Annotated in this window: 23 protein-coding genes and 1 tRNA gene; 14 read left to right on the forward strand and 10 right to left on the reverse strand. The window is 63.6% G+C overall.

What is annotated here, in order from left to right; genetic code table 11:
* The first annotated feature begins 81 nt into the window (after window positions 1–81).
* Together RFN28_RS22930 and RFN28_RS22935 are read left to right on the forward strand one after the other, a co-directional pair.
* A complete protein-coding gene (locus tag RFN28_RS22930; RefSeq protein WP_320289501.1) occupies window positions 82–2,001 on the forward strand; it encodes a potassium transporter Kup in 1,920 nt (639 codons plus the stop codon).
* 34 nt (window positions 2,002–2,035) lie between these two features.
* Complete coding sequence (locus RFN28_RS22935) at window positions 2,036–3,076, forward strand: SDR family oxidoreductase (protein WP_320289502.1); 1,041 nt, start codon at window positions 2,036–2,038, stop codon at window positions 3,074–3,076.
* Between the two features lie 132 nt (window positions 3,077–3,208).
* On the opposite strand, the gene RFN28_RS22940 is transcribed toward RFN28_RS22935, so the two are convergent.
* Window positions 3,209–4,102 carry an SDR family oxidoreductase gene (locus tag RFN28_RS22940; RefSeq protein WP_320289503.1) on the reverse strand — a complete coding sequence of 298 codons (894 nt, stop codon included), beginning with the start codon at window positions 4,100–4,102 and terminating at the stop codon, window positions 3,209–3,211.
* Between the two features lie 137 nt (window positions 4,103–4,239).
* On the opposite strand from RFN28_RS22940, the gene RFN28_RS22945 reads away from it, so the two are divergent.
* The gene (locus RFN28_RS22945) at window positions 4,240–4,650 is read left to right on the forward strand and encodes a winged helix-turn-helix transcriptional regulator (protein WP_320289504.1); all 411 of its coding nucleotides are present in this window, start codon (window positions 4,240–4,242) and stop codon (window positions 4,648–4,650) included.
* A gap of 103 nt (window positions 4,651–4,753) precedes the next feature.
* Window positions 4,754–5,983, forward strand: a complete 1,230-nt coding sequence (locus RFN28_RS22950) for an FAD-dependent oxidoreductase (protein WP_320289505.1) — start codon at window positions 4,754–4,756, stop codon at window positions 5,981–5,983.
* On the opposite strand, the gene RFN28_RS22955 is transcribed toward RFN28_RS22950, so the two are convergent.
* A complete protein-coding gene (locus tag RFN28_RS22955; protein ID WP_320289506.1) occupies window positions 5,937–6,656 on the reverse strand; it encodes a glutathione S-transferase family protein in 720 nt (239 codons plus the stop codon). The genes RFN28_RS22950 and RFN28_RS22955 overlap by 47 nt on opposite strands.
* Window position 6,657: 1 nt before the next feature.
* Complete coding sequence (locus tag RFN28_RS22960) at window positions 6,658–6,963, reverse strand: Rieske (2Fe-2S) protein (protein WP_320289507.1); 306 nt, start codon at window positions 6,961–6,963, stop codon at window positions 6,658–6,660.
* A 96-nt stretch (window positions 6,964–7,059) separates the two neighbouring features.
* On the opposite strand from RFN28_RS22960, the gene RFN28_RS22965 reads away from it, so the two are divergent.
* The 4 genes from RFN28_RS22965 (at window position 7,060) to RFN28_RS22980 (ending at window position 9,878) form a co-directional block, all read left to right on the forward strand.
* A complete protein-coding gene (locus RFN28_RS22965) occupies window positions 7,060–7,515 on the forward strand; it encodes a MarR family winged helix-turn-helix transcriptional regulator (protein WP_320289508.1) in 456 nt (151 codons plus the stop codon).
* 132 nt (window positions 7,516–7,647) lie between these two features.
* Complete coding sequence (locus RFN28_RS22970; protein ID WP_320289509.1) at window positions 7,648–8,316, forward strand: TetR/AcrR family transcriptional regulator; 669 nt, start codon at window positions 7,648–7,650, stop codon at window positions 8,314–8,316.
* 24 nt (window positions 8,317–8,340) lie between these two features.
* Complete coding sequence (gene ilvC, locus RFN28_RS22975) at window positions 8,341–9,360, forward strand: ketol-acid reductoisomerase (protein WP_320289510.1); 1,020 nt, start codon at window positions 8,341–8,343, stop codon at window positions 9,358–9,360.
* A 245-nt stretch (window positions 9,361–9,605) separates the two neighbouring features.
* Complete coding sequence (locus tag RFN28_RS22980) at window positions 9,606–9,878, forward strand: PilZ domain-containing protein (protein ID WP_320289511.1); 273 nt, start codon at window positions 9,606–9,608, stop codon at window positions 9,876–9,878.
* Window positions 9,879–9,995: 117 nt separating this feature from the next.
* Here the strand turns inward: RFN28_RS22980 and RFN28_RS22985 are convergent, their stop codons facing one another.
* The gene (locus RFN28_RS22985; RefSeq protein WP_320289512.1) at window positions 9,996–10,559 is read right to left on the reverse strand and encodes a BA14K family protein; all 564 of its coding nucleotides are present in this window, start codon (window positions 10,557–10,559) and stop codon (window positions 9,996–9,998) included.
* Between the two features lie 166 nt (window positions 10,560–10,725).
* Between RFN28_RS22985 and RFN28_RS22990 the strand changes: the two genes are divergently transcribed.
* Window positions 10,726–11,838, forward strand: a complete 1,113-nt coding sequence (locus tag RFN28_RS22990) for an endonuclease/exonuclease/phosphatase family protein (RefSeq protein ID WP_320289513.1) — start codon at window positions 10,726–10,728, stop codon at window positions 11,836–11,838.
* Between the two features lie 4 nt (window positions 11,839–11,842).
* Complete coding sequence (locus RFN28_RS22995) at window positions 11,843–12,574, forward strand: hypothetical protein (protein ID WP_320289514.1); 732 nt, start codon at window positions 11,843–11,845, stop codon at window positions 12,572–12,574.
* 88 nt (window positions 12,575–12,662) lie between these two features.
* Here RFN28_RS22995 and RFN28_RS23000 read toward each other — a convergent pair whose 3' ends face one another.
* The gene (locus tag RFN28_RS23000) at window positions 12,663–13,760 is read right to left on the reverse strand and encodes a 1-aminocyclopropane-1-carboxylate deaminase (protein ID WP_320289515.1); all 1,098 of its coding nucleotides are present in this window, start codon (window positions 13,758–13,760) and stop codon (window positions 12,663–12,665) included.
* A 150-nt stretch (window positions 13,761–13,910) separates the two neighbouring features.
* On the opposite strand from RFN28_RS23000, the gene RFN28_RS23005 reads away from it, so the two are divergent.
* A complete protein-coding gene (locus RFN28_RS23005; RefSeq protein ID WP_320289516.1) occupies window positions 13,911–14,387 on the forward strand; it encodes an Lrp/AsnC family transcriptional regulator in 477 nt (158 codons plus the stop codon).
* A gap of 42 nt (window positions 14,388–14,429) precedes the next feature.
* Here RFN28_RS23005 and RFN28_RS23010 read toward each other — a convergent pair whose 3' ends face one another.
* The 3 genes from RFN28_RS23010 to RFN28_RS23020 are packed head-to-tail and all read right to left on the reverse strand — an operon-like array spanning window position 14,430 to window position 17,637.
* Window positions 14,430–15,647 (reverse strand): ABC transporter permease, encoded by a 1,218-nt coding sequence (locus RFN28_RS23010; protein WP_320289517.1) that lies wholly within the window; start codon window positions 15,645–15,647, stop codon window positions 14,430–14,432.
* A complete protein-coding gene (locus RFN28_RS23015; protein ID WP_430678660.1) occupies window positions 15,644–16,348 on the reverse strand; it encodes an ABC transporter ATP-binding protein in 705 nt (234 codons plus the stop codon). The genes RFN28_RS23010 and RFN28_RS23015 overlap by 4 nt, the downstream gene beginning before the upstream one ends.
* Window positions 16,349–16,350: 2 nt before the next feature.
* Window positions 16,351–17,637, reverse strand: coding sequence for an efflux RND transporter periplasmic adaptor subunit (locus RFN28_RS23020; protein WP_320289518.1), 1,287 nt, complete (start codon window positions 17,635–17,637; stop codon window positions 16,351–16,353).
* 134 nt (window positions 17,638–17,771) lie between these two features.
* On the opposite strand from RFN28_RS23020, the gene RFN28_RS23025 reads away from it, so the two are divergent.
* Together RFN28_RS23025 and RFN28_RS23030 are read left to right on the forward strand one after the other, a co-directional pair.
* Window positions 17,772–18,674 (forward strand): PhzF family phenazine biosynthesis protein, encoded by a 903-nt coding sequence (locus RFN28_RS23025; RefSeq protein WP_320289519.1) that lies wholly within the window; start codon window positions 17,772–17,774, stop codon window positions 18,672–18,674.
* A gap of 105 nt (window positions 18,675–18,779) precedes the next feature.
* A tRNA-Lys gene (locus RFN28_RS23030) sits at window positions 18,780–18,855 on the forward strand.
* A 437-nt stretch (window positions 18,856–19,292) separates the two neighbouring features.
* Here RFN28_RS23030 and RFN28_RS23035 read toward each other — a convergent pair.
* Entirely contained in the window at window positions 19,293–20,258 is a 966-nt protein-coding gene (locus RFN28_RS23035; RefSeq protein WP_320289520.1) for an alcohol dehydrogenase catalytic domain-containing protein, read from the reverse strand.
* Between the two features lie 103 nt (window positions 20,259–20,361).
* Between RFN28_RS23035 and RFN28_RS23040 the strand changes: the two genes are divergently transcribed.
* Complete coding sequence (locus tag RFN28_RS23040) at window positions 20,362–21,249, forward strand: LysR family transcriptional regulator (protein WP_320289521.1); 888 nt, start codon at window positions 20,362–20,364, stop codon at window positions 21,247–21,249.
* Window positions 21,250–21,291: 42 nt separating this feature from the next.
* Here the strand turns inward: RFN28_RS23040 and cobT are convergent, their stop codons facing one another.
* Complete coding sequence (cobT, locus tag RFN28_RS23045) at window positions 21,292–22,302, reverse strand: nicotinate-nucleotide--dimethylbenzimidazole phosphoribosyltransferase (protein WP_320289522.1); 1,011 nt, start codon at window positions 22,300–22,302, stop codon at window positions 21,292–21,294.
* Window positions 22,303–22,321: the final 19 nt, after the last annotated feature.

Raw genomic sequence — 22,321 nt, forward strand, 5'->3', positions numbered from 1 at the left:
CATGGGAGCCCTAACGCCGCGGCACTTGATATTGCACCGCAGCAAGCGTAGAGCACCGCGCGTTTTATCGGAGTGTCGTCCATGGCCCTTGCCAATGGTGGTGCTGAGGCGGAAACCATCGACCCGTCGAGCCATCCGGAAATAGAGCAGCATAGCACCAAGGTGCTGATGCTGGGCGCGCTCGGCGTGGTCTATGGCGATATCGGCACGAGCCCGATCTACGCATTGCGCGAGGCGTTGCACGCCTCGTCCGGAGGCAACGTTGCCAATCGCGCCGATATTCTCGGCGTCCTGTCGCTGATCATCTGGTCGCTGACCATCACGGTCACCATCAAATACATCATGTTCGTGCTTCGCGCCGACAACCGCGGCGAAGGCGGCGTGCTGTCGCTGATGGCGCTGGCGCGCGGCAGCTTCCCGACGCGCACGGCGATCATCCTCGGCATCGGCATCGTCGGCGCCTCGCTCTTCTTCGGCGACGCGGTGATCACGCCGGCGATTTCGGTGCTTTCAGCGGTCGAGGGCATGAATGTCGTCACACCCGCTTTCCAGCCCTATGTGGTGCCGCTGACATTGCTCATTCTCGCGATCTTGTTCGCGGTTCAGCGGTTCGGCACGGGCGGCGTTGGCTTGGTATTCGGTCCGGTAACCGCCCTGTGGTTCCTCGCTATCGGGCTTTCCGGCCTCAATCACATCATTGCCGATCCCGAAATCCTTTGGGCGATCAGCCCGCACTACATCGTCGCCTTCCTGATCAATTCGCCCGACGTCTCCTTTGTGACCATCGGCGCCGTCTTCCTTGCCGTCACCGGCGCCGAGGCGCTCTATGCCGATCTCGGCCATTTCGGCCGCAAGCCGATCGTGCTCGCCTGGCTGGCGATAGTGTTCCCCTGCCTGCTGCTCAACTATGCGGGACAAGGGGCATTCGTGCTGGCCAATGGCGGCGTTGTCGGCCATCCGTTCTTCGAGATGAACGAACGCTGGGCGCTGGTGCCGATGGTGGTGCTGGCCACCGCTGCGACGGTGATCGCCAGCCAGGCGGTGATCTCCGGCGCCTATTCGCTGACCAGGCAGGCGGTGCAACTCAATATGCTGCCGCGGCTCGAGATCCTGCACACGTCCGAAAAGCAGTCAGGCCAGATCTATATGCCGCGCGTCAATCTGCTGCTGGCGTTGGTGGTGATGCTGCTGGTGGTCGGCTTCGGCGAATCCGGCAGGCTGGCTTCGGCCTACGGCATCTCCGTGACCGGCAATATGCTGGTGACGACAACCTTGCTTTTCGTCGTCATGACGCGAATTTGGAAATGGAACATCTGGCCGGCCGCCGCGCTGACTGCAGTGTTCGCGCTGATCGACACCGGTTTCTTTGCCGCCAACATCGTCAAGGTGTTTGAAGGCGGCTGGTCCTCGCTGGCGGTGGCCTTCGCCATCGTGCTGACCATGTGGACCTGGGTGAGGGGCAGTCGCTATCTGTTCGACAAGACCCGCCGCAACGAGATCCCGCTCGATTTCCTGGCGGCCAATCTGCTGAAGAAGAAGCCGCAGCTGGTTTCCGGCACCGCCGTGTTCCTGACCAGCGATCCGCTGAGCGCCCCGACGGCGCTGATGCACAGCCTCAAGCACTACAAGGTGCTGCATGAGAAAAACGTCATCCTGTCGGTGGTGACGGCGCCGCAGCCTGTGGTGCTGGACAGCGAGCGGGTGAAGCTGGAGGCGGTCAACGACCTGTTCATGCGGGTGACGTTGACCTTCGGCTACATGGAGCAGCCGAACATCCCACGCGCGCTCGCCATCTGCCGCAAGCAGGGCTGGAAGTTCGATATCATGACGACGTCCTTCTTCCTGTCACGGCGCTCGCTGAAGGCCTCGCCCAATTCCGGCATGCCGATCTGGCAGGACAGGCTGTTCATCGGCCTTGCGAAAACGGCGGCGGATGCGACAGAGTATTTCCAGATCCCCACGGGGCGCGTCGTCGAGATCGGCACCCAGGTCGCCATCTGAGGGCTGCGACGCGTAGAGGGACCGGGAGGCGGGCATGAGCGGCGAATTGGTGCTTGTGACCGGCGGGTCCGGCTTCCTCGGCGTTCACTGCATCCTCGCGCTTCTGAAGGCAGGCTACCGGGTACGCACCACCGTCCGCTCCTCCAGGCGCGAAGCCGATGTTCTGGCCATGGTGAAGGTCGGTGGCGTCGAGCCGGGCGATACGCTTTCCTTCGCCCGTGCGGATCTCACAGCCGATGCGGGCTGGCCGGAAGCGGCGGTGGGATGCCGGTATGTTCTTCACGTCGCTTCGCCGTTTCCGCCCGGCGTGCCCAAGCATGAGGACGAGCTGATCGTTCCGGCTCGCGAAGGGGCGCTGCGTGTGCTGCGGGCCGCGCGGGACGCGGGCGTCGAGCGGGTCGTGCTCACCTCATCCTTTGCCGCCATCGGCTATGGCCAGACGCCAATTCCAGGCCGTCCGTTCACGGAGGAGAACTGGACCGACCTTTCGGCCAAGGTAAGCGCCTATGTGAAGTCGAAGACGCTTGCCGAACGCGCCGCGTGGGATTTCGTTGCCGGCCAGGGCGGTGCATTGGAACTGGCGGTCGTCAACCCGGTCGGGATCTTCGGGCCGGTCCTGGGTCCGGATCATTCGACCTCGACCGAGTTCATCAGGCGCCTGCTGGACGGCGAGATGCCGGGTCTGCCGCGCATGGTGTTCGGGGTGGTCGACGTGCGGGACGTGGCGGAGCTGCATCTGCGCGCCATGACCAATCCTGCCGCCAAGGGCGAGCGTTTCCTGGCCATCAGCGGCGATTTCATGACGGTGCCGGAGATCGCACAAACGCTGAAAGCGCGGCTGGGCGATGCTGCCTCGCGCGTCACGACGAGAGTGCTGCCGGACTGGCTGGTGAGGTTCGTCGGATTGTTCGACAAAGAAGCCGCCCAGGTGGTGACGGAACTGGGCAAGGCCAGGAACGCAACCGGCGCCAAGGCCAAGCGCCTGCTCGGCTGGGCGTCGCGGTCGCGCGAAGAGGCGCTCGTTGCGACCGGCGAAAGCCTGATCCGGCTCGGGTTGCTTAAAAAGGCGAAGTAGCGCGCCCTGGACGAGACGTCCAAGGCGCGCTAGAGCAATTCAGCTTCAGATCGCTGAACTGCTCTAACTATCTGTTTTTACGCAATTCCTGACGGAAGACCGCTACGCAGTTCTCCTGGAATTGCTCTGGCTTCAGCCGAGCAAGGCGGTCTTGTTCGCTTCGAGGAACTGCTTCAGCGTTCGCGGCTTGCGGCCCGACAGCGTCTCGACCGCGTCGGTCACCATGGCGATACGGCCGGAGCGCGTATTGGCATCGAAGGAGACGATGATGCGGGCGAAATCCTCCGGAAGGCCTGCCGCCTTGACACCTTCGGTCAACGCCTCGTCCGGCACCTGGATAACCTCCAGCGGCTTGCCGGTGACGTCACTCACCATCGCGGCAATTTCGGTCGTCGTGTAAGCTTCAGGGCCGGTAAGCGTGTAGATTTGGCTTTCCTTCGAGCCGGAAGCGAGGCTTGCGGCAATCGCGGCAGCCATGTCGTCGCGGGCGACATGGGCAATGCGGCCATCGGCGGCCGAGGTGTACCACTTGCCGGAGGCAATGGCCTGCGGCAGCGCCAGGAACAGGTTCTCCTGATACCAGCCGTTGCGGAAGATCGTGTAAGGGATACCGCTCGCCTTGATCGCCTGCTCGGTGCCGTAGTGGTCGCCGGCAAACAGCACCGGTGAGGTCGGTTCCGGGTTGGGCATCGAGGTGTAGAGCAGATGCGAGACGCCGGCCGCCTTGGCCGCGGCGACCGCCGCCTTGTGCTGCCTTAGGCGCCGGTCGCTTTTCAAGTCGAGCTCGCCGGTCGAAATGATCAGCACCCGGTCAGCCCCCGTGAAGGCCTTCTCCAGCGAGGCTTGGTCATCGAAATCGGCCGCCCTGACGCTGACGCCGCGCGCTGCCAGGTCGGCGAGGTTTTCGGGATTGCGCGTGGTGGCGATGACGCTCGCCGGTGGGATTTTCTGCGCATCGAGCAGATGGTTGACGACGGCACGGCCGAGATGGCCGGAAGCGCCGGTGACGAGGAGGTTTTCGGTCATGGGAGGTTCCTGAAAATTGCGCCGAAGGGCGGGTGCGACCAGTAGTCTCAAAAAGAGACCAGCGCTAAAATAGGAATTGACCACAGGCCGTAAAGAAGGCAGTTTTTCGGGAGGTAGGCACAGCCAGGGAACCAACTATGGACGGCAAGGTCCTCAATCTGAAATCGAAGATCGAGATCTACAAAGCCATGACGGACGGCGCCAATTTCGCCGATTGCCCGGTTCGCGACGTGATCCAGGGCATCAATGGCAAATGGAGCCCTTTGCTGGTGATGGCGCTTGCCGAAAAGCCCTACCGTTTCGGCGAGTTGCGGCGGCTGGTCCCCGACATCTCACAGCGCATGCTCACCCAGACGCTGCACGAGCTGCAGCGCGACGGCTATGTGCATCGCAAGGTGTTCCCCACCAAGCCGCCAAGCGTCGAATACAGCCTCACCGATCTCGGGCGGTCGATGTTCGTTCCCCTCTATCAGCTCGTGCAATGGGCCGAACGCAACCATGATGCCGTGCGCGAGGCGCGCGCCGCATTCGATGACGCGCAGGCCTGAACCCCTTCCTCCCTCCCGATAAGCGTCAAAGCGCCAGCTTGATTTGGCGCCGTCCGTAAGGGACTGTCCGCGCGGTTCGGGCTTTGGGACAGCTCTGGGGGCAATGAGCAAGACTTACGAGATCGCAATTGCCGGCGCCGGGCCGTCCGGACTGGCCGCGGCGCTCTATCTCAAGCGGGCAGGGCACAAGGTCACTGTCTTCGAGCGCTTCGACGAGCCGAAGCCTGTCGGCTCGGGTCTGATGCTGCAGCCGACAGGGCTGACGGTGCTCGCCGATCTCGGCCTGCTTGACGAGATTCTTTCGCTGGGAAGCCGTATTGAACGGCTGCACGGCACCGATGCCAAAAGCGGGCGGACGGTGCTCGATATTCGCTACGACGCACGGCGTGGCCGCCGCTTCGGCCTTGCGGTGCATCGGGCGGCGCTGTTCGGCGTGCTCTATCGCGCGGCAAGGTGTGAAGCGATCGCGATCGAGACCAATGTCGAGATCGAGACGCTGGAGACGGGCGAGCATGCGAGGCCGGTCTGCGCCAATGGAAGGCGGCTGGGACCTTTCGATCTGGTCGTCGATGCCAGCGGCGGGCGTTCCAGGCTGCGACAGAGCCTTGGCCACGCCGCAGTGCCGCGCCCACTCGCCTATGGCGCCTTTTGGGCCTCGCTCGGCTGGCGCGACGGTTTTGACGAAAGCGCGCTGCTCCAGCGCTACCATAAGGCAAGCATCATGGTCGGCGTGTTGCCGATCGGCCGGCCGGAACCCGGTGCCGAAAGCATGGGTGCGTTCTTCCGGAGCCTGAAGCCGGCCGATGTCGAAGATGTGCGGGCCGAAGGCCTCGACGCCTGGAAGGAGCGGGTGGTCTCCGTTTGGCCGGATTGCGAGGCCTTCACCAGCCAGATCGACAGTTTTGAGCAGCTCTCTCTTGCCCGCTACGGTCATCACACGATGAAGCTGCCGGCGGGCCGACGACTGGCGGTGATCGGCGACGCCGCGCATTCGACCAGCCCGCAACTCGGGCAAGGCGCCAATATGGCGCTGCTCGACGCCGCGGCGCTCAGCCATGCGCTCACGCAAGCGGATGGCATCGACGACGCGCTGGAGACTTATGCAAGGGTGCGCCGCTGGCATGTGCGCGTCTTCCAGGCGCTGTCGTTGTCGCTAACACCGTTCTACCAGTCGGACTCTGTTGCGTTGCCGTTCGTGCGCGACCGGCTGGTGGCGATAGCGGCGAGGATTCCGTCAGGACCGCAATTCCTCGCCGCAATGATCGCCGGCACGGTGATCGACCCGTTCAGGCCGATCGGGCTTGCGGAATTTCAATGGCCTGCAACCGGATGATCTCGGACAGATAAGACTTCCTTGCCCGCAGGAAGGTGTGCAGCCGCTGTGGATAGTCGGCGCCGATCGCCCCCTTCACCGATCGCCGCTTGCTCAAAGCGTCGCGCCAGGCGTGGACGAGAGGCTTGCCATCGAGAATGCCGAAATCGCCGATGCCGTCGAAGGTGTCGAAGTAGCGGAAGATCGGCCCGTAGACGGCATCGACCAGCGAGAAGCGGTCGCCGGCGAACCACGGACCGCTCTGCCGAGCCGACAATTCCGCCTCCACTCGTGCGAACATTTGCGACAGAGCTTTGCTTTCATTGGAAAAAGCCGCTTCATCGGCAGCCGAATAGAAGCGGCCGATGGCGTTGAGGATGGCCGAGCCGAACTCGATCCAGGCGCGGTGCCGGGCGCGCTGCAGTGGGTCGGCCAGATGCAGCGCATTGGCCTCGGTCTCCTCGAGGAATTCGAGGATGACGGCGGATTCGAAAATCACCTCTTCTCCGCCGCCATGTCGGACGCGGAGCAACGGCACCTTGCCGAGCGGCGAGATGGCCTTGAACCAGTCGGGCTTGTCGGAAAGGTCGACGTTGACGCGCTCGAACGGCACGCCTTTCTCGGCAAGCGCAATCGCCGCGCGCTGGACGTAGGGGCAAAGGTGATGGCTGACGAGGGTGAGCCTTGTTGTCATCTCATTCTCCCCAGAAATAGTTCAGCGCGCCGTCCTCGACGCGGGTCGACAGGAACATCAGGCGCGAGCCTTTCGGTGCCGGGCCTTCCAGACGCTCACCGCTTTCCATGTCGAACTTGGCGCCGTGCCACTGACACACGAAGGCGCCGTCCTTGCAGTCCAGCGGTCCGCCGAAATGCAGGCAGGCATTGGCCGCGGCACGGATGCGCTCGCTGCTGCGCCAGACATGAACCTCGCGGCCGAAGAAAGGCACGACCATGCTGCCGGTCCGCGGGATGTCGGCCACTCTACAGATTTCATGCTTCATCGGAGATCTCCTTATCGATGCAATTGCATCTATATGAATGCATTTGCATCGATCGTCAAGCTTGATGCAATTGCATCTATTGGATAGGTTCCGTCCATGACGAAAAAATCTCCTGCGGCCGAGGCCGTCAAAGCCTGGGGCCGCTTGATGCGCGTCTCGCGCCAATTGGTCGAAAAGACAGAGGATGCGCTGAAGGCCGGCGGCCTGCCGCCGCTCGCCTGGTATGACGTGCTACATGAGCTCGCCGAGGCAGGCGAGGGCGGGTTGCGGCCTTTCGAGCTGGTCGACCGCGTCCTGCTGGCGCAGTACAACGTCTCGCGACTGCTGACCCGGCTGGATGTGGACGGCCTGGTGGAAAAGCTGCCTGTCTCGGACGATGGCCGCGGCCAGACCGTGCGCATCACGCCCGCCGGGCGCGAGACGCGCCGTCGCATCTGGGCGGTCTATGGCGCGTCCATCGCCGAACTGATGGGTGACAAGCTTTCCGCTGCTGAGTTGGAGATGCTGGCTGGTTTGCTTGGGCGGCTGCGCGACCCGCCGATCGGCGATTAGCCGCGAGGTTCTTCTTCGGACTTCGCCGTTTTGATTTTCGGCAATGGCCCCTTGCATCGGAAGCCGGAATGCGCAATAAGCCGAACCGTAACGTACGGTACGCCTCAGAAGCAGACCGAGAACGGAAAGTGCGTGTTGCAGACAGGCGGCGATATCGACAGCAGCGAGGCCTTGACCGAGCGGCAGCAAGCCGTTCTCGACGCAGCGCTGCGCCTGCTGGTCGAGGACGGCGACAGCCTCACTATGGCCGCGGTGGCGCGGCGGGCAAGCTGTTCCAAGGAAACGCTCTACAAATGGTTCGGTGACCGCGACGGGCTGTTGACGGCGACGGTGCAGTGGCAGGCCTCGAAGGTGCGCGTGGCGCCGGTTGACCGCAAAGGCCTCGACCTCGCCTCGCTGACTGCAAGCCTCGAGCGCTTCGCCTCCGACTGGCTGAGAGTGATCTCCAGCGATACGTCCATTGCGCTCAATCGCGTCGCGGTCGGCCATGCCGGTTCCGGGAAAGATGACCTTGGCGCGATCGTGCTGCAGAATGGGCGTTTCGCGTTGGCCAGGCGGCTGAAGCCGGTGCTGGAAGCCGGACGCGAGGCCGGGCTGCTCGACTTTGCCGACGCCGAGACGGCGTTCCGGACCTTTTTCGGGCTGGTCGCCCGCGACGTGCAGATCCGGCTTCTGCTCGGCGACCGGCTGCAATTGACCGAGGCGACGGTCGGCGGCGACGCCGCCCGCGCGACGCAGCAGTTTCTCGCTCTCTATGGGTCAAAGACCGGGGGAGCAAACAACCGGCCGCAAGGCCTCTGATCTTCAAACGGGAAGGAAGACGAAATGCGTGTTTATTACGATCGTGACGCCGATCTCAATCTGATCAAGGGCAAGAAGGTCGCCATCATCGGCTATGGCAGCCAGGGCCGGGCGCATGCGCTCAACCTCAAGGATTCCGGCGTCAAGGAGATCGCCATCGGTCTCAAGGCCGGCTCGGCGACCGCCAAGAAGGTCGAGGCCGATGGACTCAAGGTGATGAGCGTGGCGGATGCCGCCAAGTGGGCCGACCTGATGATGATGGCGACGCCCGACGAACTGCAGGCCGACATCTACAAAAACGAAATCGCGCCGAACATCCGCGATGGGGCGGCGATCGCCTTCGCGCACGGCCTCAACGTGCATTTCGGCCTGATCGAGCCGAAGGCCTCGGTCGACGTCGTCATGATTGCGCCGAAGGGGCCCGGCCATACGGTGCGCGGCGAATACCAGAAGGGCGGCGGCGTGCCGTGCCTGGTCGCCGTTAACCAGGACGCCTCGGGCAACGCGCTCGACCTCGCGCTCTCTTATGCCTGCGGCGTCGGCGGCGGCCGTTCCGGCATCATCGAGACCAACTTCCGCGAGGAATGCGAGACCGACCTGTTCGGCGAGCAGGTGGTGCTTTGCGGCGGCCTGGTCGAACTGATCCGTGCCGGCTTCGAGACGCTGGTGGAAGCCGGCTACGCGCCGGAGATGGCCTATTTCGAGTGCCTGCACGAGGTGAAGCTGATCGTCGACCTGATCTATGAGGGCGGCATCGCCAACATGAACTACTCGATCTCGAACACCGCCGAATGGGGCGAGTATGTCTCGGGCCCGCGCATCATCACCGCCGACACTAAGGCCGAGATGAAGCGTATCCTGAAGGACATCCAGACCGGCAAGTTCACCTCGGAATGGATGCAGGAGTATCGCGCCGGTCTGTCGCGCTTCAAGGGCATCCGCCGCATGAACGATGGCCACCAGATCGAAGAGGTCGGCGCCAAGCTGCGCGCAATGATGCCGTGGATCGCCAAGAACAAGCTCGTCGACAAGGCGAAGAACTAAGGCGATCCACGTTCCTTTGCCTTGCGCGTCCTCGGGCTCCCGCCCTGCGGTCGCGCGGTGATCGCCAAGAACAAGCTGGTCGACAAGGCGAAGAACTAAGGCGGCTCACGTTCCTTTGCTTGTGTGAAATGAAAGCCGGCGGAGCGATCCGCCGGCTTTTTCGCGCCCGACTGTCTCATTCCGATACGAACAGGCTGGCACACAATTCGCTACGCATGAGCCAGAACAGTTGTGGGAGACTGGCGATGGAAATGGCGGATAGTGGCGCTGCATTTGCCGGCGAACGCCGGATGGAGCGGCGCAGGCGTGTGCTCAGGGGCGCGACGTTGCGTTTCAACGGTGGCTTCGGCGCGGTGGAAGGATTCGTGCGCAACGAATCCGAGCATGGCGCCCAACTGCGCTTCGGCGACGCGACCGGCGTGCCGACCGGTTTCGAACTGGTGGTCAATGGCGCCAGTCGTGCCGCGCTCGTGCGCTGGCGCTCATCGAGGCTGGTCGGCGTTCAGTTCGTCGATTGAGGGGCGCGCTTCAACCAGAGATTGTGTGCGATTAACGCCGGGCTACATCCGCGCGGACAGTTTCCGCATAGCAAAGCGGGCCGCGCTGCGGCCCGCTTCATTCATCAACCCGCTGGCTCAGATATAGGGCGAAATGCACTGGCGACGCGGACCGTAATTGGGCTGGAACGTGTTGTCCCAGGCGCGATACGAGCGGTAGCGGTCGTAGCACCAGCGGACATGGGCCTCGGAAAGCCGCTCCGTTCGGTAGATGCGCCGCGGATGGTAGTAGCGCGGATAGGGACCATAGTAGTAGGGATTGTAATAGTTGTAGGCTAGGGCGCCTAAACCCAAGCCGAGGCCAAGCCCCAGAAGGGCATCACCGCCGTCGAAATCGCCGCCACAACAGTAATGGCGATGGTGGTGGCGGAAGCGCCAGTCGCCGCCGTCCCAGTCGCGGGAGAAATGGCGGCCGCGCCATCGGAAGTCGCCGCCGCGCCGCCAACGCCAGTCATACATTTGCGGTCGGTCGTTGCCGCCGGCCCATTCGTCGCGGACAGGTATGACGGTGGGTGCCGCCGTGCTGGTGGCGGCCGAGAGATCGGGCTGCAGGATCGGGCCGGCGATCGACGGCACCGTCAGACCCGTCATCAGGCCCAGGGACACCAGCCCGGAGCCGAGGGAAGACAAGAGCGGTTTCATTTCACTCTCCAAGGAGTAAAGGCCCCACGCCCAGAACACCCCGGGAAGAGGCCTATTGATGGGACTTTCCGTCTGAACGGAGGATGAACGGAAAGGTTCCGTCAACCATAGCGAGCATGCGCCTGGCTCTTGTCTTCGTCTTCGCTTGCGGGCAAAGGTCTCGGCCATGTCGCTGCGCCTTGCCACCTTCAACGTCGAGAACCTGATGCACAGGTTCGATTTCTCGGGCTATCGCAACCAGCTCAACGAGGACCGGACGCTGGCGCTGTTCGACATCCAGAACGAGGCCGAATACAGGCTGCTGGAACAGGCGCGCACAATCGCCCAGTCCGACGATACCCGCCAGCTCACCGCGCTTGCGATAGCAGCGACCCGCGCGGACATCATCTGCAGGCAGGAGGTCGACAATATCGAGGCGCTGAAGGCCTTCGAATACGGCTATCTCTTCAAGATGATCGGGCAGGGCTACCGCCAGAAATACACCACCGCCGGCAACGATGCCCGCGGCATCGATGTCGCGGTGATGATGCGCAGCGAGACCGCGCAGGGTCAGCCGATCGAGTTCGTGCGCATGACAAGCCACGCCCATGTCACGTTCGAGCAGTTCGACCTGCTCACGCCGGAGCTGGCGGCGCTTGGGTTCCTAGCCAACGAGCGCATCTTCCGGCGCGACTGCCTGGAAATCGACCTGACCCTGGGCGGCGTCCCGCTGACGCTCTATCTGGTGCATTTCAAATCGATGGGCCCGCCGCGCAACGGGCTCGACGGCCGCGAGGCGACGATGCCGCTGCGCATGGCCGAAGCGCAGGCCGTGCGCCGCATCATCGAGGAGCGTTTCGGCAAGGATCACGCGGCCGACAAGCGCTGGGCGATCTGCGGCGACATGAACGATTACCGGCAGCGCGTGAAAATCGAAGGAGACAGCTTCGACGGCTACCGCTTCGAGGTGGTCGACGAAGCCCTATCCTCGATCAACGTGCTCACCGCCGGCGGCTTCTGCGAGAACGTGGTCGAGCGGCGGCCGGAGATGGACCGCTGGAGCTTTTACCACACGCGCGGGCCAGAGGAGCGGCATCTGTGCCAACTCGACTATATCCTGCTGTCGAAATTGCTGGCCGCGAGGAATGCGACGGCGGTGCCTGACATCATCCGCAACGGTCAGCCCTGGCGTACTATCTTCCCGCCCGGACAGGAGGTCGAGCGTTTTCCGCGCGCCGGTTGGGATAGGCCGAAAGCCTCCGATCATTGCCCGGTGGTGATCAACCTGGACATGGCCTGAGCCAATGAGTTTCGACCTGCCGCGCAACGTCATCCTGCCAGTCGACGCGGTCGACGTACGACTCGATCCGGATCCTCACCCCTTCGAACGCGACAACCAGGTGGCGATCGCTGAAAACTGGCGGCGCGAGATGGAGGCGAAGCCGGCGCTGTACGACGGCACGGTGGTGCTGCTTTCGGCGCTCGCCTATCGGGATAGCCGACTGATCGGCCGCTGCCATGCGGTGAAGTACTCGACCTTCATGCTGTGGCGGAAAAATCGTGAGCGCAGCGGCGCCGAACACGCCTATGCGCATGCCCTGCTGGCGGCCGGCGACAATGCGCTGGTGGCGATCCGCATGGGGTCGCACACCGTGAATGCCGGCCGCGTCTATTTCGCCGCCGGCTCCTTCGAGCCGGTCGATTTCCGCGATGGCCTCGTCGATGTCGACTTCAACATGATCCGCGAGGTGGGCGAAGAGACCGGCATCGACCTGTCGGCGGCTGGGCGCGGACGGCGCTACCATGCGCTATCCACGCCGAGCGGCACGGTCATCTTCCGCCGCTACCGAGTTGCTGAATCCGCCGACGAGATCGCTAGGCGCATACGTGCGTTCGTTGCCGCCGAGACCGAACCGGAGATCGAGGGCCCGGTGATCATCCGCCATGCCGCCGATCTGCCGGACGGCCTGATGGGGCATATGAAGCCGCTCGTCGAATGGCATTTCGCGGGCAGCGACCAGGACCCCCACCTTTAATGTTGTAATGTCGCTTTGCAGAGGGCGCGCGAAAATTCTTCCGCACCGGCAACCCGTCGTTGTGCCGGCTGCCCGGACGAAAGCCGGATTATGGAAAGATTGGAAGCAGCGAGTCGTCCGGCGCGACCTCCCGTATGCCAGGCGCGCCCGCGAGGACAGTGGCTGGGCCGTCGTCCTTGTAATAGTAGCTGTAGCCGTTGATGGCCGGCGCGCCGCCGAGATGGGCGTAGAGAATTCTCGAGCCTTCGGGGAAGAAGCCTTTCCTGGTGAGATCGATCAGGCCCTGCATCGACTTTCCCTCATAGACCGGATCGGTGATCATCGCCTCGGTGCGGGCGGCCAGGCGGATCGCATCGTTCGTGGCCTGCGAGGGAACACCATAAGCCGGATAGGCATAGTCTGGATTGATCACGATTTCGTCGTCGCGGACGGCGCGGCCCAGCCCGACGAGGGCGGCGGTGTCATCGACGATGCGGCGAACCTGAGCCCGGGTCTGTTCGAGCGTCCCGGAGGCGTCGATGCCGATCACCCGGTCGGCACGATCTTGAGCGGCGAAGCCGACGATCATGCCGGCCTGCGTCGAGCCGGTCACGACACAGACGATGATATAGTCGAAGGTGAATCCGAGGTCGGCCTCCTGCCTGGCGACTTCCTCGGCAAAGCCGACATAGCCCAGCCCGCCGAACTTGTGCACCGAGGCACCGGCCGGGATCGGATAGGGCTTGCCGCCCGCGTCTTTGACCGACTGGATCGCGTCCTGCCAGCTCTTGCGGATGCCGATATCAAAACCGTCATCGACCAGCCGGCTGTCCGCGCCCATCAGGCGGGTCAGCAGGATGTTTCCGACCCGGTCGTAGACCGCATCATAGTGGGGCACCCATTTCTCCTGAATCACCAAGCATTTCATGCCGATCTTGGCCGCTGTCGCGGCTACCATGCGCGTATGGTTCGACTGGACGCCGCCGATCGACACCAGCGTGTCGGCGCCGGACGCGATCGCATCCGGCACGATATATTCGAGCTTGCGCAGCTTGTTCCCGCCCATGGCCAGACCGGAATTGCAATCGTCACGCTTTGCGTAGACTCGCACCTTCCCGCCCAAGGCCGCGCTCAGCCGCGGCAGATGCTCGATGGGCGTCGGTCCGAAGGTCAGCGGATAGCGTTCAAACTTTTCGAGAAGCGACATCGATCTGCCCTCCGCCGCAGCCGTTTTTCCATGCGTTTAGGGTAGGCCGAATCACGTGAAAGGTGCTCTCGAACTTGCATTCGAGATTTTCATAAAGTCACAAAAAGTATGCGATAGAGTTGGGATTAATCGTCCTTCAAGGTAATGAAAATGGAAGAATCTTCCACTTCACCTTTCGATCGTATCGACATCAAGATCCTGCGAGCCCTTCAGGCCGAGGGGCGGCTGACCAATTCGGAGCTGGCGGCGCGCGTGAGTGTCAGCGCCGCCACATGCCATCGGCGCACGCAGCGCCTGTTCGAAGAGGGCTACATCACCGGGGTCAGGGCAGAGATCGCGCCCGCCGCGGTAGGCCTCGGCGCGCTGGTGATGGTTGGTGTCGTGCTCGACCGCTCGACACCTGAAAGCTTCGCCGCCTTCGAGGAAGCCGTGCTGAAGCTCAAGGAGGTACTGGATTGCAATCTCGTGGCCGGCGACTTCGATTATCTGCTCAAGATAAGAGTTCGAGACATGGCGGATTTCAACAAGCTCCATGGGCAGAAGCTGATCGCGCTGCCAGGCGTTCGGCAAACCCGGACCTTCTTCGTCATGAAGGAGGTCAAGGAGAATGCGCGACTGCCGTTTTGACAGATTCTGAAACTCAAAGCCGCGGCAAAGGCTGCTGGGGCCTTATTCATGCCGCAGCGCGTCGATCGGGTCGAGCCTTGCGCCGCGCAGCGCCGGGAAGAAGCCGAAAACCATGCCGATCAGCGCCGAGAAGCCGACGGCAAGCAGGATGACCGCCGGGCTCGGCGCGAAGGGTATCGTCAAAGTCGCCGAGGCAAGGCCGGCGAGCGCGAGCCCGATCAGGATGCCGATGATGCCGCCGAGCAGCGACAGCACCGTAGCCTCGACCAGGAACTGGATGAGGATGTGCTTCTCATGCGCGCCGATCGCCAGCCTGATGCCGATCTCGCGCGTGCGCTCGGTGACCGACACCAGCATGATGTTCATGATGCCAATGCCGCCGACGAGCAGGCTGACGCCGGCGACGGCACCGAGCATGCCGGTCATGGTCGTGGTGGCGCTGGCCATGGCGTCGGCGATCTGGGTCATGTCGCGGATCGAGAAATCGGGATCGCGGTCCGGCGTGATGCGGCGTGTGTCGCGCAGGATGTCCTCGACGCGCGGCTGCAGTTCGGTGGTGGGCGTGCGATCGTCGGCGGCGATGTAGATCGAATCGATGTCGCGGTTTCCGGCGATGCGCCGCTGGTAGGCGGCAAGCGGCATCAGCACGACATTGTCCTGGTCCTGGCCGAAGCCGGTATAGCCCTTCGGCTCGAGCAGGCCGATGATCCTGCAGGAGGTGCGGTTGACGCGGATGATCTCGCCCTCGGGATCGCCGGCGCCGAAGAACTGCTGGCGCACCGTCTCGCCGATCAGGCAAACGCCGGCGCCGGCGCGGGTCTCCGAATCGCTGAACGGGCGGCCGGAAACCAGCTTCCAGTCGCGCGCGTCGAGATAGGCGCTGTCGGTGCCGGTGACGCCTGACGTCAGGCTCTCCGTGCCGAAGATGACGCGCACCTGCTTCTGCGAGGCCGGGGCGATGGCGCGTGCGCCGCTGAGATGGGCTACAAGGGCGGCAAGGTCCTTGGCGGCGAGGGGGCGGGTGGCCTGGTCGAGCCCGCCCGGTCCGCCGGGGCCGGCGGGGCGGCCTGAGCGCACGACAAGCAGATTGCTGCCGAGCTTCGCGATATCGCCCTTAACCTTCTCGGTGGTGCCGGAGCCGATGGTCAGCATGGCGATGACCGCGGCAACGCCGATGACGATGCCGAGCAGGGTCAGGAACGAGCGCAGCACGTTCCTGCGAATGGAGATCAGCGAAAGGCGGACGGTCTCCCAGATCATGCCGCCTCGGCTTTCTCGGTGTCGGAGGCGACATGGCCATCAAGGAAGCGCACGGTGCGCCCGGCATATCCCGCGACATCAGCCTCGTGCGTGACCATGACGATGGTGAGGCCGAGTTCGGCGTTGAGCCTGGTCAGCAATTCCATGATCTCATGCGTGCGCGCGGTATCGAGATTGCCCGTGGGTTCGTCGGCGACGAGCAGCATCGGTTTGGTGACGATGGCGCGCGCGATCGCAACGCGCTGCTGCTGGCCGCCCGAAAGCTCGGCCGGGGTGTGATGCTCGCGCCCGACAAGCCCGACCTCCGCCAGCGCCTGCATGGCGAGGTCGCGGCGCTCGCGGGCGGAAACGCCGCGATAGATCAGCGGCAGCTCGACATTTTCCGCCGCCGTTGTGCGGGGCAAAAGGTTGTAGCCCTGGAAGACGAAGCCGACATAGAGGTTGCGCAGCAGGGCGCGGCGGTTGCGGTCGAGCCGGCCGGCATCGACGCCCATGAAGCGGTAGGTGCCGGTCGTCGGTGTGTCGAGGCAGCCGATGATGTTCATCGCCGTCGACTTACCCGAGCCGGACGGTCCCATGATGGCGACGAACTCGCCGCGGCGGATCGCGAGATCGACGCCGGCAAGCGCGTGCACGCGCGCCTCGCCCTCGCCATAACTCTTCCAGACCTTGTCGAAGGTGATGAGCAGGGGGGCGGGCACCGTCAGCTCCGCTGCTGCGAGCCGGTGATGACCTCAGCGCCTTCGTCGAGGCCGGACGTGATCTCGGTCAGCTCGCCGTCGGTCGAGCCGATCCTGACGTTGACCGGACGCGGCCGGCCGTTCTCCAGCACGTAGAGCGTGCGCGAGCCGTCTGTCGGCGCTTTGGTTGCCTCGCGCTGCCGGTTGGGACGGCCCATGCGGCCGGTGAACAGGTCGCTCAGGCTCCAGCCCCGATCCGCTTGTTGCGCCGGGCGGTAACGGAAGGCGGTGGCAGGTACCGTGAGCACGTCCTTGGCCTGCGTGGTGACCACGGAGACGGTGGCGGTCATGCCGGGCCTGAGCAGGAGCTCACCGTTGTCGACTTCGAGCCGGGCATTGTAGGTGACGACGCCGTCGGTGGTGACCGAGGCGTAGGCGATGTCGCGGATCTCGGCGTCGAAGGGACGGTCGGGGAACGCATCGACTGTGAAACGCGCATGCTGGCCGGGCTTGACCTGGCCGATATCGGCCTCGTCGACCGCCGCCCGCAGCTCCATGTTCCGCAAGTCGGCGGCAATGACGAAGAGCACCGGCGCCTGCAGCGAGGAGGCGACCGTCTGACCGGGATCGACCGAGCGCGTGAGCACGATGCCGTCGATCGGCGCGTAGATGGTGCTCTTGGCAAGGTCGGTCTGCTGTGCCTTGAGATCGGCCTCGGCGATGGCGAGATTGGCTGCGGCGCTGTCGAGCGCCGCCTTGGAGCGGTTGCGCGTCGCGGTCGCCGCTTCCAGCGACTGGTCCGTCGCCATGCCGCGCTTGGTGAGCGCGCTCGCGCGGACCACCGCGTTCTCGTTTTCCTGCAACGTGACCTTGGCGTTCTCGACGGCTGCGGCTGCCGCCTTGGCCGAGGCGGTGGCGCGCTCGATCTGGACTTCGAGCTTGGCGGTATCAAGCCTCGCCAGCACGTCGCCCTTCTTCACCTGCTGGTTCTCGTTGACCGCGACGGAGCGGACGATGCCGGAAAGCTCGCTGGAAATGTCGACCTGGGTCAGCGGCTGCAGCGTGCCGGTCGCCGACACCTGGACGGTCAGGTCGGCGACCGTCGCCGGCGCGGTCATGTATTCGATCCGGGGCGGCGCGGCGGCGTTCCACCGGTAGGCGCCAATGGCGCCCGCCACGACCGCCAGCGCCAGCAGTGCATAGAGCCGGCCGCGACGGCGCTTCCTGTTCACGCCTTTGCGGTCAAGCCCGAGAGCGGCCTCGATGGAAGTATCGGATTCCGCCTTTGGCGGATTGACAACCTGGTCCACCCCGGACCCCTATAGCGAAAAATTGATGTCCCTATTCGTGCACAAATCATGCCTTAAGGTTCGAATTTCAAATTAAATTTCCCTCATGTTGGGATTGAGGCGGAAAATTCGGGACGAGGCGGAAGGTTTTCTCGATGGCACGCAGCTACTTGCTTTACGATGTGTTCACGACCGAGCGGCTGGCCGGCAATCCACTTGCCGTGGTGCTCGACAGCCAGGGGCTCGACAGCGCCGCCATGCAGGCGATCGCGCGCGAATTCAACCTGTCGGAGACGGTTTTCGTGCTGCCGCCCGACAATCCCAAGCACCGCAACCGTATCCGCATCTTCACACCCGACTATGAGATGCCGTTCGCCGGCCATCCGACGGTCGGCTCGGCGATCGCGCTGGCGGAACTGGCAGGCGAGGCGGCGGGCGTCTTCGTGCTGGAGGAAAATATCGGCCCGGTGCGCTGCGCGGTGAGCAAGCATGACGGCGCCATTTTCGCGGAGTTCGACCTGGCGAAGCTGCCGGAGCGTCTGGAACTCGCCGCCGACCCGGAAATGATCGGCGCGGCGCTCGCCCTCGGCCCGCACGAGATCGGCTTCGAGAATCACCGCGTCTCCTTCTGGTCGGCCGGCGTGCCCTATGTCGCCATTCCGGTCTCGGGTCTCGATGCGGCGGCAAAAGTCAGGCTGGACAACCAGGCCTGGTCGGAACTCGCGCCGCGCAAGAGCGAATGGGCCTTTGCCAGCCCGTACGTCTATTGCCGCGAAACGGTGCATCACGACAGCGCCTTCCATGTCCGCATGATCGTGCCCGGCAATCCTTCCTACGAGGACCCGGCGACCGGTTCGGCGGCGGCGGCCTTTGCCGGCGCGATCATGCATTTCGACGCTCCGACCGACGGAATCACGCAGCTCTGGATCGAGCAGGGGCTGGAAATGGGCAGGCCCTCGCGCATTCGCCTCGAGCTCAATGTCGACGGCGCAAAACTGGCCTCCGCGCGCATCGGCGGCCATGCAGTCAGGGTCGCGGAAGGCGGGCTCCTGGCCTGATGCCTGCGGCAATTCGGCGATTTGTCGGGAAATGATCCGGCAGGGCTGGACATCGCCGAAACCGGCGGCTATATGCGCCGCCGACGCTGGGTTTCCCGGCGGTGTGGGTGTGTAGCTCAGTTGGTAGAGCAGCTGACTCTTAATCAGCGGGTCCACAGTTCGATCCTGTGCACACCCACCATTTTCCTTGGTATTTCAGTCATCAGGGACGGCGGAGCCGGAGCTCCGCGAATGAAATCCTAAACGAAACTTTCCCGGCGACGTTAGTCGTAGGTACATCTTTTGAGATTTAGGCCGATAACATACTCTTCCCGCATCAATTTTGCGATTGAGGGTATGGGACCGAAACGTGAGGCGTGCCAGCTGCGAAATAGGCGACTTGATAGGATGGGAAGTAGATATCCAGACTGTTCTTGCCGAAACGAATGATTCGAAATCAGACCATTCTTCTATGCCCCTTTTCACCCAGTCCTCTTCAAGGCTGGACTATGGTGCCTGGTTGATGGCAGTGACGCCCAAATCTCTCCAGTCCGGGCTTGCGGCTGTTTAGACTCTGGTAGCATCACTAGGCCATGTCCTCTCGTCAATTGGCGACGAGAGGACGGTCGCCGTCACTTGTCAGACGAGGATGACCTTGCCCTCGCCAGCGCTCTTGCGCGCGATGGACAGGGCCATGCGGAAATCTTCGAGCTTGTAGCGGGCGATGACGGGCAGCTTCGATGGGTGATCGGCCAGCAAGGCCCAGCATTCGCGCAGGGCGGTCTCGAGCGTTTCCGGGCTTGCCCTGTTCAGCCAGCCGCTGATCCCGAAACCCTGCCAGCGGAGCGACTTGTAGAGTAGTGTCGAGGCCTTGATCTCGATTGGCCGGTCGTCGAGGATGCCGTAGGAAAACAGACTCCCGCCCGGAAGCATGCGTTCGATTAGCGCAAGCGTATTTGGGCCGCCAACAGGATCGAGAACGATATTGTAGGGAGCGGTCTTGGCGAGCGCTTCCGATACTGTGTCGCCCACGCCGAGTGTTTGATCCTCGCTATCCAGAAGTCGATAGCCGTTTTCGCTGCGCACCAGCCGCTCGACGACCATACCGCGCTTGTGGGCGAGGTGATAAGCGACGGCGGCGACGACCGATCGTGCCGCCGTGAGAAGAATGCGCTGCGCGGCTCCGCCGGGCGCAAGATCGAGTAGCCCCCAGGCCGTCAGCGGATTGAGCGCGAACTGGCAGACGACGTCGTCGGAAAGCTGCCTGGCCAGTTCAACGGGCACCCGATAGATCCGGTCCAGCGATGCCGTGGCATAGTCGGCCCAGGCGCCGGGACTGCGAAACGCGACGCGGCACCCAACCTCGAGGCCATGGACCTCCGAACCGATCTTTTCCACGACGCCCGCGCCGTCGAAGCCGGCAACCTGCGGATATGATGGCTTTACGGCGTATTGGCCGGCGATGAACAACCAATCCGCCGGCTGGATGACACGGGCGGTGACCCGAATCAACGCCTGCCGCGGCCCACATGCGGGAACAACTGCATCCTGATATTGCAGGACGTCTTCTACCGCGCCCGGTCGTTCAAAAACGATTGCCTTCACACGATATCTCCATGCCGCTGCTTTGCAACCTGGATAATCGCTTGCCAGGCTGATACCGTCAAAGACATGGTTCGACCGAGATCATACTTGTAAGGTATGAAATATGGAGATCAGGCACCTCAGGTATTTTGTCGCTGTTGCAGAGTGCGGGCTCGTAACCAAGGCAGCACAGCAGCTGCACGTCTCCCAGCCACCGCTCAGCCGCGCCATCAGGGAGTTCGAGGATGAACTTGGAGTCGATTTGTTCTCTCGCCACAAGCAGCGCCTGACGTTGACGATTGTCGGTGAGGTCCTGCTGGAGGAGGCGAAGACGATTCTCAGCCGGGTAAACGGCTTCAAACTGCGTGCAGAGGCATTGTCGCATGGCAAGCATGGCCGTATCCGGGTCGGATACGTTGATGGCGCAATGCAGGGCGGCATTCTATCGGCCCATCTTCGAGGTCTCAGTACGCGTTGCCCCTCTGTTCAGGTAGATCTCATGCCCCTAAGCACCGAAGCGCAGTTGAGGGCCCTTTCGGATGGGATGATCGACGTCGGGATCGTATACACACCGCGTTCGCAAGATCACGAAGTTGCGACGTACAAGCTTCTCTCCGACGATATGGTCCTTGCGTATTCCGTGCACGACGAACTGGCTGCAAATCCAGATATTCGTCCGGCGGATCTCGATGGCGGTGCCTGGATCGCGGTTTCGAGGGAGGGAGATTCTTCTTGGCGCGATCGTTTTGCCTCACGTTGTGCGGAAGCGGGGTTCCATCCGGATATCCGCTATGAGGTCACGCAGTTGTCTGCAATGCTCGGCCTCGTTGAAACAGGGGTCGGACGAGCATTTGTGCAGACCAGCGCGACACGCATGCAGGTCCCAGGCGTCGAATTTCGGCCCCTGCCTTGGTGGACAGATACCGTTGATTACTGGCTGGCTTGGCGCAAACGGCATCCCGTGCCTGTCGTGGAACAATTGCTGATCGCAAGCGGTATTCAGACCGCGTGACGGGCTCCCCGAGAAGGCAAACCCGCCATTTTCTTTTCGAATTTATTTATCCGACACACCGGCCTCGGCAAAGCTCGCCATCTTCGCGTGGCATTCGAGCGCCGAGCGGACGATGTTGACGGCAAGGCAGGCGCCCGAGCCTTCGCCGAGCCGCATGCCGAGGTCGAGCAGAGGCGGCAGACCGAGCGCTTCGAGCAGGCGCCGGTGGCCCGATTCGGCCGAGACATGGGCGGCGATCGTGTGGGCGAGGCCGGTCGGGTGCAGTCTGGCCAGCGGCGCCACGGCGGCGGTGCAGACGAAGCCGTCGAGCAGCACCGGGATGTTGTTGCGGCGCGCGGCAAGCGTGGCGCCGAAGATGGCGGCAAGCTCACGCCCGCCGAGCGCAGCCGCGATCTTCAACGGATCGGAGAGCGAATCGGCGTGGCGCTTGAGGCCGGCCTCGATCGCCGTGATCTTGCGGATCAGGCCTGCGTCGTCGACGCCGGTGCCGCGCCCGGTCCATTTTTCCGCGCCGCCGCCGAAGAGGGCGGCCGAGATCGCGGCCGCCGGCGTGGTGTTGCCGATGCCCATCTCGCCGAAGCAGACGAGGTCGAGGTCCTTGCTCACGGCGTCATAGCCGGCCGAGACCGCGGCGAGGAAGGCCTGTTCGTCCATGGCCGGCACTTGCGTGAAATCGCCCGTCGGATGATCGAGATCGAGCGGGATGACGTCGAGCTTGGCGCCGGCGATGCGGGCGAGCTGGTTGATGGCAGCACCTCCGCCGGCGAAGTTCGCCACCATCTGTACGGTGACTTCCGACGGATAGGCCGACACGCCCTGCGCGGTGACGCCGTGATTGCCGGCAAAGACGAACACCTTCACCGTATCGAGCTTAGGCATCTCGCGGCCCTGCCAGCGCCCCAGCCATGCGGCGATCGTTTCCAGCCGGCCGAGGCTGCCCCGCGGCTTGGTCAGCGTGTCCTGCCGGCGGGCGACGGCACCGGCGGCGGCGTCACTGCCGGCGGGAAGATCGAGGCAGGCGGCGCGAAGGTCTTCGAGCGATTTGAACGACATGGGGGCAATGTCTCCAATT

Source organism: Mesorhizobium album, from assembly GCF_033977205.1.
Lineage (GTDB): Bacteria > Pseudomonadota > Alphaproteobacteria > Rhizobiales > Rhizobiaceae > Mesorhizobium > Mesorhizobium album.

Bases quoted from the DNA above. Each gene is read 5' to 3' on its own strand.
- RFN28_RS22930 (WP_320289501.1), top strand. From the start codon at position 82: ATGGCCCTTGCCAATGGTGGTGCTGAGGCGGAAACCATCGACCCGTCG.
- RFN28_RS23005 (WP_320289516.1), top strand. From the start codon at position 13,911: ATGGAAGAATCTTCCACTTCACCTTTCGATCGTATCGACATCAAGATC.
- RFN28_RS22935 (WP_320289502.1), top strand. From the start codon at position 2,036: ATGAGCGGCGAATTGGTGCTTGTGACCGGCGGGTCCGGCTTCCTCGGC.
- RFN28_RS22955 (WP_320289506.1), bottom strand. From the start codon at position 6,656: ATGACAACAAGGCTCACCCTCGTCAGCCATCACCTTTGCCCCTACGTC.
- RFN28_RS23010 (WP_320289517.1), bottom strand. From the start codon at position 15,647: ATGATCTGGGAGACCGTCCGCCTTTCGCTGATCTCCATTCGCAGGAAC.
- RFN28_RS22990 (WP_320289513.1), top strand. From the start codon at position 10,726: ATGTCGCTGCGCCTTGCCACCTTCAACGTCGAGAACCTGATGCACAGG.
- RFN28_RS23000 (WP_320289515.1), bottom strand. From the start codon at position 13,760: ATGTCGCTTCTCGAAAAGTTTGAACGCTATCCGCTGACCTTCGGACCG.
- RFN28_RS22995 (WP_320289514.1), top strand. From the start codon at position 11,843: ATGAGTTTCGACCTGCCGCGCAACGTCATCCTGCCAGTCGACGCGGTC.
- RFN28_RS22960 (WP_320289507.1), bottom strand. From the start codon at position 6,963: ATGAAGCATGAAATCTGTAGAGTGGCCGACATCCCGCGGACCGGCAGC.
- RFN28_RS22950 (WP_320289505.1), top strand. From the start codon at position 4,754: ATGAGCAAGACTTACGAGATCGCAATTGCCGGCGCCGGGCCGTCCGGA.
- RFN28_RS22980 (WP_320289511.1), top strand. From the start codon at position 9,606: ATGGAAATGGCGGATAGTGGCGCTGCATTTGCCGGCGAACGCCGGATG.
- RFN28_RS23025 (WP_320289519.1), top strand. From the start codon at position 17,772: ATGGCACGCAGCTACTTGCTTTACGATGTGTTCACGACCGAGCGGCTG.
- RFN28_RS22945 (WP_320289504.1), top strand. From the start codon at position 4,240: ATGGACGGCAAGGTCCTCAATCTGAAATCGAAGATCGAGATCTACAAA.
- RFN28_RS22940 (WP_320289503.1), bottom strand. From the start codon at position 4,102: ATGACCGAAAACCTCCTCGTCACCGGCGCTTCCGGCCATCTCGGCCGT.
- ilvC (WP_320289510.1), top strand. From the start codon at position 8,341: ATGCGTGTTTATTACGATCGTGACGCCGATCTCAATCTGATCAAGGGC.
- RFN28_RS22985 (WP_320289512.1), bottom strand. From the start codon at position 10,559: ATGAAACCGCTCTTGTCTTCCCTCGGCTCCGGGCTGGTGTCCCTGGGC.
- cobT (WP_320289522.1), bottom strand. From the start codon at position 22,302: ATGTCGTTCAAATCGCTCGAAGACCTTCGCGCCGCCTGCCTCGATCTT.
- RFN28_RS22965 (WP_320289508.1), top strand. From the start codon at position 7,060: ATGACGAAAAAATCTCCTGCGGCCGAGGCCGTCAAAGCCTGGGGCCGC.
- RFN28_RS23040 (WP_320289521.1), top strand. From the start codon at position 20,362: ATGGAGATCAGGCACCTCAGGTATTTTGTCGCTGTTGCAGAGTGCGGG.